Origin of the sequence: Pseudomonas fragi (assembly GCF_900105835.1) — a bacterium.
In the GTDB taxonomy this organism is placed as follows: domain Bacteria; phylum Pseudomonadota; class Gammaproteobacteria; order Pseudomonadales; family Pseudomonadaceae; genus Aquipseudomonas; species Aquipseudomonas fragi.
Genome location: NZ_LT629783.1, coordinates 2,210,720 through 2,227,357 on the forward strand (window position 1 = coordinate 2,210,720; position 16,638 = coordinate 2,227,357).

Genomic DNA, 16,638 nt, shown 5'->3' on the forward strand with positions numbered 1-16,638 from the left:
TTATGAACGGCCTGCGGGCCGTGTTCGAGGCTCGAATGCTAGCACAGCGCCCTCTTCTATAGATGGCGCCAACTAGATCGAAAAGGTCTAAGAATAGATCCCGGAGTTTGGCCATCAAGCCCTGTGGGAGCGGGCTTGCTCGCGATGAATGCGCCGCACAGATGCAGGCAAACCGCGTTGCCTGCATCGCGAGCAAGCCCGCTCCCACAGAGAGGAGTGAGGTGGGTTCAAATCGGATTCGGGCAATCGATAAACAGATGCTCCAGGGCAAATCGCCGTGCCAGGTAATCACCCAAAGCCTGCACGCCATAACGCTCAGTGGCGTGATGGCCGGCGGCAATAAAGCTGATGTCGTTTTCGCGGGCACTATGGAACGTTTGCTCGCTGGCCTCGCCGCTTAAATACAGGTCAACCCCGGCCAATACCGCCTGGTCGATATAGCCCTGCCCGCCTCCGGTACACCAGCCCACGCGGCGGATCATCTCGCTGCCTTCAATCAGCAACGGCTCGCGCCCCAGCGCCTCTTGCACACGGCGAGCAAAATCGCGAGCCGTCATCGGCTCGGCCAAAGAGCCCACCAGCCCCACCACTTTCGGATTGCCCGGTTCCAGCGGGCCTTCGACGGTGATGTCCAGCTGCCGGGCCAATTGCACGTTGTTACCCACTTCAGGGTGTAGGTCCAGCGGCAAGTGATAGGCCAGCAGGCTGATATCGTGCTTGAGCAGGGTTTTCAGGCGGCGCTGTTTCATGCCGGTGACGCAAGGGTCTTCGCCCTTCCAGAAATAACCGTGGTGCACCAGTATCAGGTCAGCCTGGGCCTCGACAGCGGCATCCAGCAAGGCCTGGCTGGCGGTCACGCCACTGACGATACGCATCACCTGCGGGCGACCTTCGACCTGCAGGCCATTGGGGCAATAATCACTGATGGCGGCACTGTTGAGGTAACGATTTGCTTCTTCTACCAGCGTGCTCAAGGCGACAGCCATAAAAGACTCCTAAATATAGCGTTCAGAGCCGGGCGGCCCTCGTATAATGGCGCCATTATGGGCCGTCAGAATGGCTCTGCAACCTTCAGGACTGAGTTCAATGTTTAAGGCTTTGCGTTTCTTTGGCTGGCCACTGCTGGCTGGCGTGCTTATCGCTTTGCTGATTATTCAGCGTTACCCGCAATGGGTTGGGCTGCCGAGCCTGGACGTCAATCTGCAACAAGCCCCGCAAACCAGTTACGTGCAGCAGGGCCCGGTGACTTATGCCGACGCCGTGGTGCGTGCCGCGCCAGCCGTGGCCAACCTGTACACCACCAAGGTGGTGAACAAAAACGCCCGCCCCCTGTTTGAAGACCCGCAGTTCCGTCACTTTTTCGGCAACAACGAGCCTAAACAGCGTCGTATGGAGTCCAGCCTGGGTTCGGCGGTACTGATGAGCCCGGAAGGCTATTTGCTGACCAACAACCATGTGGTCGCAGGGGCCGACCAGATTGTAGTGGCTCTCAAGGACGGTCGTGAAACCCACGCCCGGGTCATCGGCAGCGACCCGGAAACCGACCTCGCGGTACTGAAGATCGACCTGAAGAACTTGCCGGCCATCACCATTGGTCGTTCGGACACCTTGCGCATCGGTGATATCGCACTGGCGATCGGCAACCCGTTTGGCGTGGGCCAGACCACCACCATGGGCATCATCAGCGCCACCGGGCGCAACCAGTTGGGCCTGAACAACTACGAAGACTTTATCCAGACCGATGCCGCGATCAACCCTGGCAACTCGGGCGGCGCGCTGGTGGATGCCAACGGCAACCTGACCGGGATCAACACCGCAATCTTCTCCAAGTCCGGTGGTTCGCAGGGCATCGGCTTTGCGATTCCGATCAACCTGGCCATGGAAGTCATGAAGTCGATTATCGAGCACGGCCAGGTGATTCGCGGCTGGCTGGGGATCGAGGTGCAGCCGTTGACCCAGGAACTGGCCGAATCGTTTGGCCTGAGTGGTCGCCCGGGGATTGTGGTGGCGGGGATTTTCCGTGATGGCCCGGCGCAAAAAGCCGGCTTGCAACTGGGGGACGTGATTCTGAGCATTGATGGCGAACCCGCCAGCGATGGTCGTCGCTCGATGAACCAGGTGGCAAGGATCAAGCCTTCGGACAAGATCACGATCCAGGTCATGCGCAACGGCAAAGAGCTCAAGCTCACCGCCGCAGTGGGCCTGCGACCGCCGCAAGAGCAGCCGCCGCAGCAGGATGAGTAAGCAGCGCGCCCTCCCCACCTGATGTGGGAGCGGGCTTGCTCGCGAGGGTATCGCCGCGGTTTGCCTGAGCTACCGCGGCGCCTGCATCGCGAGCAAGCCCGCTCCCACAACAGCTGTGGTCAACCTCTATTCGATATCCGACAACCCTTCAATCAACGCCGCATTCTGCTCCGGCGTGCCGATGCTGATGCGCAGGAACTGGGCAATGCGCAGTTGCTTGAAGTGACGCACAATCACGCCCTGCTCGCGCAACCTGGCCGCCAGCGCCGCCGCATCGTGCTCCGGGTGACGGGCGAAGATAAAGTTCGCCGCCGACGGCAGCACTTCAAAACCCAACGCTTGCAATTGCCCGATCACCTGTTCACGGCTGTCGATCACCAACTGGCAGGTGTGCTCAAAGTACTCACGGTCGGTAAACGCCGCCGCCGCGCCAGCAATGGCGATGCGGTCCAGCGGGTAGGAGTTGAAGCTGTTCTTGATCCGCTCCAGCGCCTCGATCAGATCCGGGTGGCCCACCGCCAGGCCGACCCGCAAACCGGCCAGGGAGCGCGACTTGGACAGGGTCTGGGTCACCAGCAGGTTGGGGTAGCGATCCACCAGGCTGATGGCGGTCTCGCCGCCAAAGTCGATATACGCTTCATCCACGACCACCACTGAATCAGGGTTGGCCTTGAGGATCTGCTCGATGGCGTCCAGCGCCAACAGGCAACCCGTCGGGGCGTTGGGGTTCGGGAAGATGATCCCGCCATTGGCCCGGGCATAGTCTGCAGGCTGGATCTGGAACTGCTCATCCAGCGGCACGGCATCAAATTTGATGCCGTACAAGCCGCAGTAAACCGGATAGAAGCTGTAACTGATATCCGGGAACAGCAGCGGCTTGTCGTGCTGGAACAGGCCGTTGAACACATGGGCCAGCACTTCATCCGAACCGTTGCCCAGGAACACCTGATCGGTCTGCACACCGTAGTACTCGGCCACCGCCTGCTTGAGCAGGTCGCTGTTGGGGTCCGGGTACAGACGCAGGTTGTCATTGATCTCGGCCTGCATCGCTGCCAGCGCTTTAGGCGAAGGCCCGTAGGGGTTTTCGTTGGTGTTGAGCTTGACCAGTTTGGTCAGCTTCGGTTGCTCACCCGGCACATAAGGCACCAGCTCTTTTACGAATGGACTCCAGAACTTGCTCATGCTTATTGCCCCTGTTTGTCGGCGAGGATGCGGTATTCGGCACTGCGGGCGTGACCGGTCAGCGACTCGCCACGAGCGAGAATCGAAGCGGTTTTGCCCAGTTCGGAAGCACCCTGCTCGGAGCAGAAAATGATCGAGGAGCGCTTCTGGAAGTCATACACCCCCAGCGGCGACGAAAAACGCGCCGTACCGGACGTCGGCAATACATGGTTAGGGCCTGCGCAATAGTCGCCCAGCGCCTCGGAGGTGTGACGGCCCATAAAGATCGCGCCGGCGTGGCGGATCTGCGGCAACCAGGCCTGCGGGTCAGCCACCGACAGCTCCAGGTGTTCCGGGGCAATGCGGTTGGCGACGTCGATAGCCTGCTGCATGTCGTTGACCAGAATCAGCGCGCCGCGACCATTGATCGAGGTTTCAATGATTTCGGCCCGCTCCATGGTCGGCAGCAGTTTGGCGATGCTGGCCGCTACCTTGTCGAGGAATTCGGCGTCAGGGCTGACCAGAATCGCCTGCGCGTCTTCGTCGTGCTCGGCCTGGGAGAACAGGTCCATGGCTATCCAGTCCGGGTCGGTCTGGCCGTCGCACACCACAAGAATCTCCGAAGGGCCGGCGATCATGTCGATACCCACCTGGCCAAACACATGGCGCTTGGCGGTGGCAACATAGATATTGCCCGGGCCAACCACCTTGTCGACTTTAGGCACGCTTTCGGTGCCATAGGCCAGTGCTGCAACCGCTTGTGCGCCACCGATGGTGAACACCCGGTCAACACCCGCGATGCAGGCGGCAGCCAGCACCAGCTCATTGATTTCACCGCGCGGGGTCGGCACGACCATCACCACTTCGGTCACGCCGGCAACCTTGGCCGGAATCGCGTTCATCAGCACCGACGACGGGTACGACGCCTTGCCACCCGGTACGTACAGACCGGCGCGATCCAGTGGCGTGACTTTCTGGCCTAGCACCGTGCCATCAGCTTCGGTGTAGCTCCAGGAGTCCTGTTTCTGTTTTTCGTGGTAGCTGCGCACACGCTGTGCCGCTGTTTCCAGGGCTTCACGCTGTGGCGCAGTGATACGGGTCAGGGCCAGTTCCAGGCGCTCGCGCGGCAGGATCAGGTCAGCCATCGAGGCCACTTCAAGGCCGTCGAAGCGCTGGGTGAATTCGACCAGGGCGGCATCCCCGCGCTCGCGCACGGCCTTGATGATGTCGAGCACACGCTGGTTGACCGAGTCGTCAGACACACTTTCCCAGCTCAGCAGATGATCCAGATGCTGCGCGAAGTCCGGGTCAGCAGCGTTGAGTCGGCGAATTGCAGTGGGAGCGGTCATAGCGAGGGCCTCGGTAATGGGCGAATGCTTGGAATAGGGGTTTTGCACAGCTCAGGCACCACAAGACTACCAAGCCATCCGCGTGGGTACCTGAGATTTCTGGCTATTACGCGGATAGATGGGCGCGGCAAGAAGCCGCGCAGGTGAGTCAGCCGCGGTGTCGAGATTCCACTGCTTTGCGCAGGGTATCGATCAGGGCTTGAATACGGGCGTGCTGCATTTTCATCGAAGCCTTGTTAACCACCAGGCGGGAGCTGATGGCGGCAATGAATTCCTGGGGTTCCAGGCCATTGGCGCGCAAGGTGTTGCCGGTGTCGACCACGTCAATGATCTTGTCGGCCAGGCCAATCAGTGGCGCCAGTTCCATCGAGCCGTACAGCTTGATGATATCGACCTGACGGCCTTGTTCGGCATAGTAGCGCTTGGCGACATTGACGAACTTGGTGGCCACGCGCAGGCGGCCCTTGGGTTCGGCAACACCGATGGCACCGGCAGTCATCAGCTTGCACTGGGCAATCTGAAGGTCCAGCGGCTCGTACAGGCCCTGGCCACCGTACTCCATCAGCACGTCTTTACCAGCTACACCGAGGTCGGCGGCACCATGCTCAACGTAAGTCGGCACGTCGGTGGCACGAACGATCAGCAGGCGTACATCCGGCTGAGAGGTCGGGATGATCAGCTTGCGGCTTTTGTCCGGATTCTCGGTCGGCACAATGCCTGCTTCAGCCAGAAGCGGCAGGGTGTCGTCCAGGATACGGCCCTTGGACAGTGCAATGGTCAACATGGGAAACGTAAGTCCTTATCAGGGTACTTTTGCCCGTGCGCAATCGGCGCCGGACAAGCATCGAGCCTGATATCAGGCTCGACTTGAACGATTCGAGGCCAGGTAAGGTAACGCTTGCAAGCCGTTACGTCACCTGGCGGCTGGACACTATCCCTGTGCCCATGATGCCAAACAGCAAAAACTAGCCCGGAACGCGGCGGATTTTGGCACCCAGCATTTGCAGTTTTTCTTCGATGCACTCGTAACCACGGTCGATGTGGTAGATGCGGTCGATCAGGGTATCGCCTTCAGCCACCAGGGCCGAAATCACCAGGCTGGCCGAAGCACGCAGGTCGGTGGCCATGACTGGCGCGCCCTTGAGGGTCTCGGTGCCAGTGACGATGGCAGTGTTGCCTTCGACCTGGATTTTGGCGCCCATGCGGTGCAGCTCGTAGACGTGCATGAAGCGGTTTTCGAAGATCGTCTCGATCACGGCACCGGTGCCTTCGGCAATGGCGTTGAGCGAGATGAACTGCGCCTGCATGTCGGTCGGGAACGCCGGGTACGGAGCGGTACGCACGTTCACCGCTTTAGGGCGCTTGCCGTGCATGTTCAGCTCGATCCAGTCTTCACCCGTGGTGATTTCTGCACCCGCTTCCTTGAGTTTTTCCAGTACGGCTTCAAGGATGGTCGGATCCGTGTCCTTGACCTTCACACGGCCGCCGGTCACGGCAGCTGCAACCAGGTAAGTACCGGTTTCAATACGGTCCGGCATGACGCGGTAGGTCGCCGGATGCAGCTCTTTGACGCCATCGATGGTGATGGTGTCGGTGCCGGCACCGCTGACCTTGGCGCCCATGGCGTTCAGGAAGTTGGCCAGGTCAACGACTTCAGGCTCGCGTGCAGAGTTCTGCAAGACGCTGCGGCCATTGGCCAGCGCTGCAGCCATCATGATGTTTTCGGTACCGGTCACACTGACGGTATCGAAGAAGAAGTTGGCACCGTGCAGGCCGCCTTCTGGCGCCTTGGCCTTGATATAGCCGCCTTCGACGTCGATCACTGCGCCCATGGCTTCAAGGCCGCGGATGTGCAGGTCAACCGGGCGCGAACCGATGGCGCAACCGCCTGGCAGGGCAACTTCGGCATAACCGAAGCGCGCAACCATCGGGCCCAGCACCAGGATCGACGCACGCATGGTTTTCACCAGTTCGTACGGCGCTACCAGGGTCTTGATGGTATTCGGGTTGATTTCGACGCTGAGCTTTTCATCGATCACCGGCTCAATGCCCATGCGACCGAACAGTTCGATCATGGTGGTGATGTCATGCAAGTGCGGCAGGTTGGCTACAGTCACCGGGCCGTTGCACAGCAAGGTCGCTGCCAGGATCGGCAGGGCGGAGTTCTTCGCCCCGGAAATGCGGATTTCGCCATCAAGACGGGCACCGCCGGTAATAATCAATTTATCCATAACAATCTCGACGCCAATGGGCTCAGGGGGCTCAGGTGCGCTCGGCCCAGGCCGCGCTGCTGAAGAATTTCATAGTGACCGCATGGATGCTGCCATCAGCGATCCACGGGTTCAAATGGGCATAGATGCTTTGTTGACGTTTAACCGGGCTCAAGGCCACCAGTTCGTCACTAATCACGTTCAGCTGAAAGTTGCAGCCTTCGCCCTCAACTTCTACCTGGGTACCAGGCAGCTTTCCCTCAAGAAAGCTCTTCACTTCTACGGCCTGCATGCTCAACCTCAATCGGCGCCTAACGCGCGCGGGTCGGCCATCATACAAAAAAGCCCCGCGCCTGCGAACCCCGCATAACAGGACTCTGACGGGGGGGCTTTGTGTAAGTGGCGATTAATGATGTGCCAGCAACTCGGTCACACCCGAGACCTGGGCGATTTCACGCATGTCTTCGGGCATGGCACGAATGCTCAATGGCTTGTTCAGGGCCTGGGCATCACGGATATAACACAGCAGCAGCGACAAACCGACACTGCTGGATTTGGTGACGCCCGAGCAATCAACCACCAGCTCTTTGGCCAGGGCTTTGTTGATCAGGGCCTGGCCTTCTGTGCGCAAGCGCGGGCCAGTCTGATAATCGAGCACGCCACTGAGGCGCAACTCGCTCTCGCCGGCCAGGGTGATGGCCGCTTCACTCATTGCGCAGCTGCCTTGGGCGAAGCTGCATCAGTGGTCTGCTTGGCCTTGGCCACTTCACCCGCCCAGTTGTCGATGGTTTTATCCAGGTTGTTGCCGTTGCGCTGCATGGCATCGGCGAACTGATCACGGAACAGCTTGCCGATATTGATGCCATTGATGATCACGTTACGCACTTTCCACTCGCCGTTGACCTTGTTAAGGGTATAGGACAGTGGGTAGATGGCGCCGTTGTCACCCTTGACGGTCATGTCGACACTGGTGCGATCGCCGCTTTCGTCCTTGGCCGGGCCAACGGTGATGCCCTGGTTCTTGAACTCAAGCAAGGCATTGCCATAGAACTGCATCAGGCTGCGCTTGAAGTTCTCTTGAAAGCGCTGCATCTGGGCAGGCGTTGCATTGCGCGAGTACTTGACCGTCATGATGCTTTTGGAGATGCCATCGACATCTACCGCAGGGCCGACGATTTCGTTCAGGGCATCGTAGAACTTGCTCGGGCTTTGCTTGTATTGCTCCTTGTTGGCCGCAAGGTCGGCCAGCAAGCGGGTCGTGGTATCTGAAACGATGTCATGGGCCGACTGCCCCGGCGCGGCATTCGCCACCAGAGGCAGGGCTGCGGCCAGTATTACCAGCAGGCCACGGCGCAAGAGAGAAATCATCTAAAAGCTCCTTATTTGGCGTCTTTGCTAACGGTATTGAGCAGGAATTTGCCGATCAGGTCTTCAAGGACCAGCGACGACTGCGTGTCGTGAATGGTGCCACCATCCTTGAGGATGGCGTCTTCGCCACCCACGCTGATGCCGATGTACTTCTCGCCCAGCAGGCCAGCTGTGAGAATAGACGCTGTCGAATCCACAGGCAGGTTATCCACCGCTTTTTCGAGCTGCAATGTGACGCGGGCCATGTAGTTGTCACGGTCCAGGTCGATTGCCGTCACCTTGCCGATGGTCACGCCAGCCATAGTGACCTTGGCGCGCACGGTCAGGCCGGCAATATTGTCAAAATTGGCATAGAGCTTGTAAGTGTCGGTACTCGCCGTCGGGGACAGCCCGCTGACCCGCAGGGCAAGCAACAGCAAAGCCAGGATGCCAGCCAGCAGGAACAGGCCGACACCGATTTCCATGGTGCGGTTTTGCATCAGAAATCTCCAAACATCAAGGCGGTCAAAATAAAGTCCAGCCCGAGGACTGCCAGTGAGGCATACACCACGGTCTTGGTAGTGGCACGGCTGATCCCCTCTGAAGTGGGCTCACAGTCATAACCTTGAAACACGGCAATCCAGGTCACCACAAAGGCAAAGACGATGCTTTTGATGATCCCGTTAACGACGTCACCACTGAAGGTTACGCTGTTTTGCATATTGGCCCAGTAGGAACCGTCGTAGACGCCCAGCCAGTCCACAGCCACCCACGAACCACCCCAGATCCCGACCACGCTGAAAATCATTGCCAGCACCGGCAGGGAAATGAACCCGGCCCACAACCGTGGCCCGATGATGTACTTGAGCGGATCGACACCGATCATTTCCAGACTGGACAACTGCTCGGTCGACTTCATGTTGCCGATTTCGGCAGTCAGCGCCGACCCCGCGCGCCCGGCGAACAGCAAGGCGGTCACCACCGGCCCCAGCTCGCGCAACAGGGTCAGGGCCACCATCTGCCCCACGGCCTGTTCGGAACCATAGCTGGACAGGATGCTGAAGCCCTGCAAGGCCAGCACCATGCCGATAAATATGCCGGACACGACGATAATCACCAGCGACATGACGCCCACGGAGTGCAGCTGCTTGATCAGCAAGCCAAACCCGCCGCCGATACCGCCACGCCCCAGCAGGGCATGAAACAGGAACACTGCCGAGCGCCCCAGTACCGCCACGGTATCGATCCCGGCCCGGCCGAACAGGCCGATACGGTCCATTAATGAAATCTTGCGCATCAGCGCTTCCCCAGTAGATCGGTTCGGTAGTCCGACGCCGGAAAGTGAAACGGAACCGGGCCATCCGGATCGCCGGTCATGAACTGGCGAATGCGCGGGTTATCGGCGTTCATCAATTCTTCAGGCGTGCCCTGCCCCAGCACCTGACCATCACCCACCACATACAGATAGTCGGCAATGCTCGCGGTTTCAGCCAGATCGTGAGACACCACGATACTGGTAATGCCCAGCGCATCGTTGAGCAGACGAATCAGGCGTACCAGCACCCCCATTGCAATCGGGTCCTGGCCCACGAAGGGCTCGTCATACATCAGGATCTGCGGATCCAGGGCAATCGCCCGCGCCAGTGCCACCCGGCGCTTCATGCCGCCGGACAACTCGTCGGGCATCAGGTCGATGGCCCCGCGCAAGCCCACCGCCTGCAATTTAAGCAGCACGATGTCACGGATCATTTCTTCCGGCAGCTCGGTATGCACCCGCAGCGGGAAAGCAACGTTCTCGAACACGTCCAGATCGGTAAACAGCGCACCGCTCTGAAACAACACGCCCATGTGCTTGCGGGCATCAAACAAATCACTGCGCGACAGGGCCGGCAGGTTTTGATTGTTGACCCACACTTCACCGCTGCTGGGACGCAGTTGCATGCCCATAAGGCGCAAAAGTGTGGTCTTGCCGCAGCCCGACGGGCCCATGATCCCCGTGACCTTGCCACGCGGGATACGAATATCGACATTATTGAAGATGCTGCGCGTGCCGCGCTTGAAGGACACTCCCTTCAGCTCGACCGCGTAGGCGTTATCGGCGCTCATCTAAACTCCTTGCGATGCAGCCTCTGCCTCTCACCCGGACACCAAACTTCTTGTGAAGAAGCACGCGTTCCCTGGCGGGCCGAACTGGCGGCGAACTATACCACTGCTCATAGTGACCGCCCAAGACCGAAGGAGTGCCGGTTAAGTCTCAGTACAGAGAAATAAAGCGGTTTTTTCTGCAAACACACGAGCACTTTGCAAACACAGACCATAAAGCACAGCGATCAAGCGTGAGGGAATCCTACATAACCGCTATAATCCTTGCCTTTTCTCAGGCTACCCGACTTCAACCATGAGCCAATCCAGCGACCTGATCCAATCCGCCCAACGCACCATCCGCCTCGAACTGGAAGCCGTAGAGGGCTTGCTGTCGCATATCGACGCAGATTTCGTACGCGCTTGCGAGATGATTCTGGCCAGTAAAGGCCGGGTGGTCGTGGTCGGCATGGGCAAGTCAGGACATATCGGCAACAAGATTGCCGCCACCCTGGCCAGCACCGGCACCACGGCTTTTTTTGTTCACCCGGCAGAAGCCAGCCACGGCGACATGGGCATGATTACCCGCGATGACATCATCCTCGCGCTGTCCAACTCCGGTTCCACCGCCGAAATCGTCACCCTGCTGCCACTGATCAAGCGCCTGGGCATCAAGTTGATCAGCATGACCGGCAACCCCGAGTCGCCGCTGGCCAAGGCCGCCGATGTCAGCCTGGATGCCCGCGTGGCCCAGGAAGCCTGCCCGCTGAACCTGGCACCAACTTCCTCCACCACCGCCACCCTGGTGCTGGGCGATGCACTGGCCATTGCCCTGCTCGAAGCCCGCGGTTTTACCGCTGAAGACTTCGCCTTCTCCCACCCGGGTGGTGCACTGGGCCGTCGGCTGCTGCTGAAAGTGGAAAACGTCATGCATTCCGGCGATGAGCTGCCACAAGTGGTGCGCGGCACACTGCTTAAAGAAGCGCTGATGGAAATGACCCACAAGGGCCTGGGCATGACCGTTGTGATAGAAGAAGACGGACGCCTGGCAGGGATCTTTACCGACGGCGACCTGCGCCGCACCCTGGACCGCGAAATCGATATCCGCAACGCCACCATCGACACGGTCATGACCCCGCACGGCAAAACCGCCCGCGCCGACATGCTGGCGGCTGAAGCCCTGAAAATCATGGAAGACCACAAAATCAGCGCGCTGGTGGTGGTCGACAAGCAGGACCGCCCGGTGGGCGCCCTGAACATGCACGATCTGCTACGCGCAGGAGTAATGTAATGACCCAGGAACTTCTCAAGCGCGGCAAGGGCATCAAGCTGGCCATTTTCGACGTTGATGGCGTGTTGACCGACGGTCGCCTGTACTTCCTCGAAGATGGCAGCGAATTCAAGACCTTCAACACCCTCGACGGCCAGGGCATCAAGATGCTGATGGCCGCCGGTGTGCAAACGGCAATCATCAGCGGCCGCAAGACCCCGGTGGTCGAACGTCGCGCGCAAAACCTGGGCATCCCGTACCTGTACCAGGGTCGTGAAGACAAATTGGTGGTACTGGACGAGCTTCTTGGCCAACTCAACCTAAGCTATGAACAGGTTGCCTACCTGGGCGATGACTTGCCGGACTTGCCGGTTATCCGCCGGGTAGGTTTGGGCATGGCCGTGGCCAACGCCGCGAGCTTTGTCCGTGAACACGCCCACGGGGTAACCCAGGCACGAGGCGGCGAAGGTGCCGCCCGCGAATTCTGCGAGCTGATTCTGCGTGCCCAGGGCAGCCTGGACGCAGCCCACGCCGCCTACCTATAGAGCTTTCTATGCTGAGCAAAAAGATTCGCCAAATAGTGCTGTTTGCAGTGATTGCTTCGCTGTTTGCAGCGGTTGGCTACTGGAATATCAGGCCGGAACGCTTTCTCAACACCCCTACCCTGGCGGTGGATGAAAGCGCTATCGACTACTACGCCACCAACGCACACAGCCGTCAGTTTCTGCCCGACGGCAAGCTGCAGTACGACATGACGTCCGAGAAGCTTGAACATTTGAAGGCTTCCGAGGTCACTCAATTGACCCAACCTAAAATGCAGCTCTACCGCGGCACGGCTTACCCGTGGCATGTGCAGAGCGAGCGCGGTGAAGTCAACCCGGACGGCACCGAGGTCGAGCTGATCGACGCGGTGCGTATCGCGCGTACCGACGAGAAAAACCGCACCACCATTATTACCAGTACCCGCATGACTGTATTCCCCCAGAAGGAATATGCGCAGACCGAGCGAGACGTTAGAATCGACGGTGCTGGCGGCGTAACGACTGGCAAGGGAATGAAAGCATATTTGAAAGACGGCAGGATGGACCTGCTGTCCAACGTAAGAGGACAGTATGAGTCTCGTTAAAACCCTCCCTTTATTGCTCAGTTTGAGCGCCGCACTGGGAAGCGTGAGCGCCTGGGCTCTGCCAAACGACAACGAACAACCTATCCGCATCCAGGCCAACGAGGCGCAACTGGATGACAAGCAAGGTGTTGCCACCTACAAGGGCGATGTCATCATCACCCAGGGCTCGATGAAAATCACCGGCAACACCGTCACCATTACCCGTAATGCTGCGGGCGAAATCGACGTGGTTACATCCGTCGGCAACCTGGCCTACTTCGAACAGCTGCAGAAAGCCACCGACCCCAAACCGGTTCAGGCTTATGCCGTCACCATTCAATACCATGCGCCACAAAACCGCATCGTGCTGATCGACAAGGCCAAGGTCATCAACGACGGCAACACCACCGAAGGCGAGAAAATCGTCTACGACACGGTCAAGCAGGTCGCCAATGCCGGCCGGGCCAATGGTGCCAATGTCACTGCGCCACGCCCGCGCATCGACATGGTGATCCAGCCCAAGAAGAAAACCGACCAGCAGAAGGCCCAGTAATGGCAACTCTGAAAGCCCAGCATCTGGCCAAAAGCTACAAGAGCCGCCAGGTCGTGCGTGATGTCAGCCTGTCCATCGACAGCGGGCAGATCGTCGGCCTGCTCGGCCCTAACGGCGCAGGCAAAACCACCTGCTTCTACATGATTGTGGGCCTGGTGCATGCCGACCAGGGCCGCGTCCTGATCGACGACCTGGACGTCAGCCATGAGCCCATGCACGGCCGTGCACGCGCCGGTATCGGTTACCTGCCGCAGGAAGCCTCGATCTTTCGCAAGCTGTCGGTGGCCGACAACATCATGGCGATCCTCGAGACCCGCAAGGAGCTGGACAAGGCCGGGCGTCGCAAGGAGCTGGAAAGCCTGCTGCAGGAATTCCATATCAACCACATTCGCGACAACCTCGGCATGAGCCTGTCGGGTGGTGAGCGTCGCCGGGTAGAAATCGCCCGCGCACTGGCCACGGCCCCCAAGTTCATCCTGCTCGACGAACCCTTTGCCGGTGTCGACCCGATCTCGGTGGGCGATATCAAGCAAATCATCTACCACCTCAAGGCCAAGGGCATCGGTGTGCTGATCACCGACCACAATGTCCGTGAGACCCTCGATATCTGCGAAACCGCCTATATCGTCAATGACGGGCAACTGATCGCCGAAGGCGATGCTGAAACGATTCTGGCCAACAAGTTGGTGCGGGAAGTTTACCTGGGCCACGAGTTCCGCCTGTAAGCCCGGATACACCAAGGGCCGCCAGGGCATCCGGGCAGTAAAAAATGCGCCAGCTTTTTATTGCCCGAATGCTCGCCAGGGGCGCTCTCGATCAGCTCATCTCCCACAAACTAATTTAGACCGCCCCCTAGGCAAACGCACCAGTTTCAGGCATATAATTTGCTTATGTTTGGCGCTCACGCGCCCTGTAGTGGATGGCGCCATGTGCGCCGGCGAATAAGGTGTTAAGCCCCTGCCATGAAACCATCGCTAGTCCTGAGAATGGGCCAGCAGCTGACAATGACACCTCAGCTGCAACAGGCCATCCGCCTGCTCCAATTGTCGACCCTCGACCTGCAACAGGAAATCCAGGAGGCTCTGGAGTCCAACCCGATGCTCGAACGCCAGGAAGAAGGCGACGACTTCGACAATGCAGACCCCCTTGCCGACAACATTGAGCAAAAGCCCAATACCGACGTCCAGGAACCCACCTACCAGGAAACTGCGCAGACCGTAGACAACCTGGAAGACGGTGACTGGGGCGAACGCATTCCCAACGAACTGCCCGTGGACACGGCCTGGGAAGACATCTACCAGACCAGCGCCAGCAGCCTGCCCAGCAACGACGATGACGAGTGGGACTTCACCACCCGTACCTCGGCCGGCGAAAGCCTGCAAAGCCACCTGTTGTGGCAACTGAACCTGGCACCGATGTCCGACACCGATCGCCTGATCGGTGTCACCCTGATCGACTGCATCAATAACCAGGGCTACCTGGACGAAAGCCTCGAAGAAATCCTCGAAGCCTTTGATCCGGAACTGGACATCGAGCTCGACGAAATCGAAGCCGTCCTGCACCGCATCCAGCAATTCGAACCCGCCGGCATCGGCGCGCGCAACCTGGGCGAATGCCTGCTGCTGCAATTGCGTCAGTTGCCAGCCAAGACGCCCTGGCTGAACGAAGCCAAGCGCCTGGTCAGCGACTATATCGACCTGCTGGGCGCACGCGACTACAGCCAGTTGATGCGCCGCATGAAGCTCAAGGAAGACGAGCTGCGCCAGGTAATCGAACTGGTCCAGAGCCTCAACCCGCGCCCGGGCTCGCAAATCGAATCCAGCGAAGCTGAATATGTTGTTCCAGACGTGATCGTGCGCAAGGACAACGAGCGCTGGCTGGTGGAGCTTAACCAGGAGTCCGTGCCGCGCCTGCGGGTGAACGCACAATATGCAGGTTTCGTCCGCCGGGCCGACACCAGCGCCGACAACACCTTTATGCGTAACCAGTTGCAGGAAGCACGCTGGTTTATCAAAAGCCTGCAAAGCCGCAACGAAACCCTGATGAAAGTGGCGACCCAGATCGTCGAGCATCAGCGCGGGTTTCTGGAGCATGGCGACGAGGCCATGAAGCCCCTGGTTCTGCACGACATCGCCGAAGCGGTGGGCATGCACGAATCCACCATTTCCCGGGTGACTACGCAAAAATTCATGCATACCCCACGGGGTATTTATGAACTCAAGTACTTTTTCTCCAGCCACGTCAGCACCTCTGAAGGCGGCGAATGCTCCTCCACCGCGATCCGTGCCATCATCAAAAAACTGGTTGCTGCGGAAAATCAGAAAAAGCCGTTGAGTGACAGCAAGATCGCTGGTTTACTGGAGGCACAAGGTATTCAGGTAGCCCGTCGCACCGTCGCCAAGTACCGCGAATCCCTCGGGATAGCGCCTTCGAGCGAACGCAAGCGTTTGATGTAAGCCACGGACCCCGGCGTTTCAGTGGCAGGCTGCTCGGCCTGCCGCTTTATGCAATGGCATCAAAGGAGAAACTGTATGCAAGTCAACATCAGTGGACACCAACTGGAAGTCACCGAACCGCTACGCGCATACATCGGCGAAAAACTCGACCGACTGGAGCGTCACTTCGACAAGATTACCAACGTACAGGTAACGATGGCGGTCGAAAAACTGAAACAGAAAATCGAGGCCACCTTGCACATCCATGGAGGAGAAGTCGTTGCCAACGCCGAGCATGACGACATGTATGCCGCCATTGATCTGCTCACTGACAAGCTTGATCGCCAACTGAAAAAGCATAAGGAAAAGACCCAAAGCCTGCTCCAGGGCGCGACCGGTCGTTAATACTCCCTACCCATGATCCGACTTGAAAGTATCCTGACCCCCGGCCGTTCCCTGGTGAACGCGCCGGGCGGCAGTAAAAAGCGCGCACTCGAACATATTGCCAACCTGATCAGCCGCGAAGTGCCTGGTCTCGAAATGCAGGATGTTTTTGAGAGCCTTATTGCCCGTGAAAAACTGGGTTCCACCGGTTTCGGTAACGGCATTGCCATACCCCATTGCCGCCTCAAGGGTTGCGAGTCGCCTGTGAGCGCCTTGCTGCACCTCGACGCCCCCATAGATTTCGACGCCATCGATGGCGCGCCGGTCGACCTGCTTTTCGTTTTGCTGGTGCCAGAAGCGGCAACCGATGCACACCTGGAACTGCTCCGGCAGATTGCCAGCATGCTCGATCGTAAAGACGTGCGCGAAAGACTGCGCAGTGCACCTAGCAACGAAGCGTTGTACCAGGTTGTTCTGGACGTACAGAACGGTCATTAA

Annotated in this window: 20 protein-coding genes; 9 read left to right on the top strand and 11 right to left on the bottom strand. The window is 59.0% G+C overall.

Going from position 1 to position 16,638, the window contains the following annotated elements:
- Nucleotides 1-227 precede the first annotated feature (227 nt).
- Complete coding sequence (locus BLU25_RS10150; RefSeq protein ID WP_083369627.1) at nucleotides 228-986, bottom strand: Nif3-like dinuclear metal center hexameric protein; 759 nt, start codon at nucleotides 984-986, stop codon at nucleotides 228-230.
- Nucleotides 987-1,086: 100 nt separating this feature from the next.
- Between BLU25_RS10150 and algW the strand changes: the two genes are divergently transcribed.
- Nucleotides 1,087-2,244, top strand: coding sequence for a Do family serine endopeptidase AlgW (gene algW, locus BLU25_RS10155; protein WP_083369628.1), 1,158 nt, complete (start codon nucleotides 1,087-1,089; stop codon nucleotides 2,242-2,244).
- A gap of 126 nt (nucleotides 2,245-2,370) precedes the next feature.
- Here algW and hisC read toward each other — a convergent pair whose 3' ends face one another.
- From hisC to BLU25_RS10205, 10 genes are all read right to left on the bottom strand, one after another.
- A complete protein-coding gene (gene hisC, locus BLU25_RS10160; RefSeq protein ID WP_016781811.1) occupies nucleotides 2,371-3,426 on the bottom strand; it encodes a histidinol-phosphate transaminase in 1,056 nt (351 codons plus the stop codon).
- Nucleotides 3,427-3,428: 2 nt separating this feature from the next.
- Nucleotides 3,429-4,754 carry a histidinol dehydrogenase gene (gene hisD / locus BLU25_RS10165; protein WP_016781810.1) on the bottom strand — a complete coding sequence of 442 codons (1,326 nt, stop codon included), beginning with the start codon at nucleotides 4,752-4,754 and terminating at the stop codon, nucleotides 3,429-3,431.
- A 148-nt stretch (nucleotides 4,755-4,902) separates the two neighbouring features.
- Entirely contained in the window at nucleotides 4,903-5,538 is a 636-nt protein-coding gene (gene hisG, locus BLU25_RS10170) for an ATP phosphoribosyltransferase (RefSeq protein WP_016781809.1), read from the bottom strand.
- A 181-nt stretch (nucleotides 5,539-5,719) separates the two neighbouring features.
- Complete coding sequence (murA, locus tag BLU25_RS10175) at nucleotides 5,720-6,985, bottom strand: UDP-N-acetylglucosamine 1-carboxyvinyltransferase (RefSeq protein WP_016781808.1); 1,266 nt, start codon at nucleotides 6,983-6,985, stop codon at nucleotides 5,720-5,722.
- A 31-nt stretch (nucleotides 6,986-7,016) separates the two neighbouring features.
- The gene (locus tag BLU25_RS10180; protein ID WP_003439919.1) at nucleotides 7,017-7,256 is read right to left on the bottom strand and encodes a BolA family protein; all 240 of its coding nucleotides are present in this window, start codon (nucleotides 7,254-7,256) and stop codon (nucleotides 7,017-7,019) included.
- Between the two features lie 114 nt (nucleotides 7,257-7,370).
- Nucleotides 7,371-7,676, bottom strand: coding sequence for an STAS domain-containing protein (locus BLU25_RS10185; RefSeq protein ID WP_016781807.1), 306 nt, complete (start codon nucleotides 7,674-7,676; stop codon nucleotides 7,371-7,373).
- Nucleotides 7,673-8,332, bottom strand: coding sequence for an MlaC/ttg2D family ABC transporter substrate-binding protein (locus tag BLU25_RS10190; RefSeq protein WP_016781806.1), 660 nt, complete (start codon nucleotides 8,330-8,332; stop codon nucleotides 7,673-7,675). Before BLU25_RS10190 ends, BLU25_RS10185 begins: the two co-directional genes overlap by 4 nt.
- A gap of 11 nt (nucleotides 8,333-8,343) precedes the next feature.
- A complete protein-coding gene (mlaD, locus tag BLU25_RS10195) occupies nucleotides 8,344-8,811 on the bottom strand; it encodes an outer membrane lipid asymmetry maintenance protein MlaD (RefSeq protein WP_016781805.1) in 468 nt (155 codons plus the stop codon).
- Entirely contained in the window at nucleotides 8,811-9,608 is a 798-nt protein-coding gene (gene mlaE / locus BLU25_RS10200) for a lipid asymmetry maintenance ABC transporter permease subunit MlaE (RefSeq protein WP_029611534.1), read from the bottom strand. Before mlaE ends, mlaD begins: the two co-directional genes overlap by 1 nt.
- A complete protein-coding gene (locus BLU25_RS10205) occupies nucleotides 9,608-10,417 on the bottom strand; it encodes an ATP-binding cassette domain-containing protein (protein ID WP_016781803.1) in 810 nt (269 codons plus the stop codon). The genes mlaE and BLU25_RS10205 overlap by 1 nt, the downstream gene beginning before the upstream one ends.
- A gap of 292 nt (nucleotides 10,418-10,709) precedes the next feature.
- Between BLU25_RS10205 and BLU25_RS10210 the strand changes: the two genes are divergently transcribed.
- The 8 genes from BLU25_RS10210 (at nucleotide 10,710) to ptsN (ending at nucleotide 16,638) form a co-directional block, all read left to right on the top strand.
- Nucleotides 10,710-11,684: a KpsF/GutQ family sugar-phosphate isomerase gene (locus BLU25_RS10210; RefSeq protein WP_016781802.1), complete on the top strand. Its 975-nt coding sequence runs from the start codon at nucleotides 10,710-10,712 to the stop codon at nucleotides 11,682-11,684.
- Nucleotides 11,684-12,208, top strand: a complete 525-nt coding sequence (locus BLU25_RS10215; RefSeq protein WP_016781801.1) for a KdsC family phosphatase — start codon at nucleotides 11,684-11,686, stop codon at nucleotides 12,206-12,208. The genes BLU25_RS10210 and BLU25_RS10215 overlap by 1 nt, the downstream gene beginning before the upstream one ends.
- An 8-nt stretch (nucleotides 12,209-12,216) precedes the next feature.
- Nucleotides 12,217-12,789 (top strand): LPS export ABC transporter periplasmic protein LptC, encoded by a 573-nt coding sequence (lptC, locus tag BLU25_RS10220; protein WP_016781800.1) that lies wholly within the window; start codon nucleotides 12,217-12,219, stop codon nucleotides 12,787-12,789.
- Nucleotides 12,776-13,321, top strand: a complete 546-nt coding sequence (gene lptA / locus BLU25_RS10225; RefSeq protein ID WP_016781799.1) for a lipopolysaccharide transport periplasmic protein LptA — start codon at nucleotides 12,776-12,778, stop codon at nucleotides 13,319-13,321. The genes lptC and lptA overlap by 14 nt, the downstream gene beginning before the upstream one ends.
- Complete coding sequence (gene lptB, locus BLU25_RS10230; RefSeq protein ID WP_016781798.1) at nucleotides 13,321-14,046, top strand: LPS export ABC transporter ATP-binding protein; 726 nt, start codon at nucleotides 13,321-13,323, stop codon at nucleotides 14,044-14,046. The genes lptA and lptB overlap by 1 nt, the downstream gene beginning before the upstream one ends.
- A gap of 237 nt (nucleotides 14,047-14,283) precedes the next feature.
- On the top strand, nucleotides 14,284-15,777 hold the full coding sequence (locus BLU25_RS10235; protein WP_029611533.1) for an RNA polymerase factor sigma-54: 1,494 nt from the start codon (nucleotides 14,284-14,286) through the stop codon (nucleotides 15,775-15,777).
- Between the two features lie 75 nt (nucleotides 15,778-15,852).
- A complete protein-coding gene (hpf, locus tag BLU25_RS10240) occupies nucleotides 15,853-16,161 on the top strand; it encodes a ribosome hibernation-promoting factor, HPF/YfiA family (RefSeq protein ID WP_016781796.1) in 309 nt (102 codons plus the stop codon).
- Between the two features lie 12 nt (nucleotides 16,162-16,173).
- On the top strand, nucleotides 16,174-16,638 hold the full coding sequence (gene ptsN / locus BLU25_RS10245) for a PTS IIA-like nitrogen regulatory protein PtsN (RefSeq protein ID WP_016781795.1): 465 nt from the start codon (nucleotides 16,174-16,176) through the stop codon (nucleotides 16,636-16,638).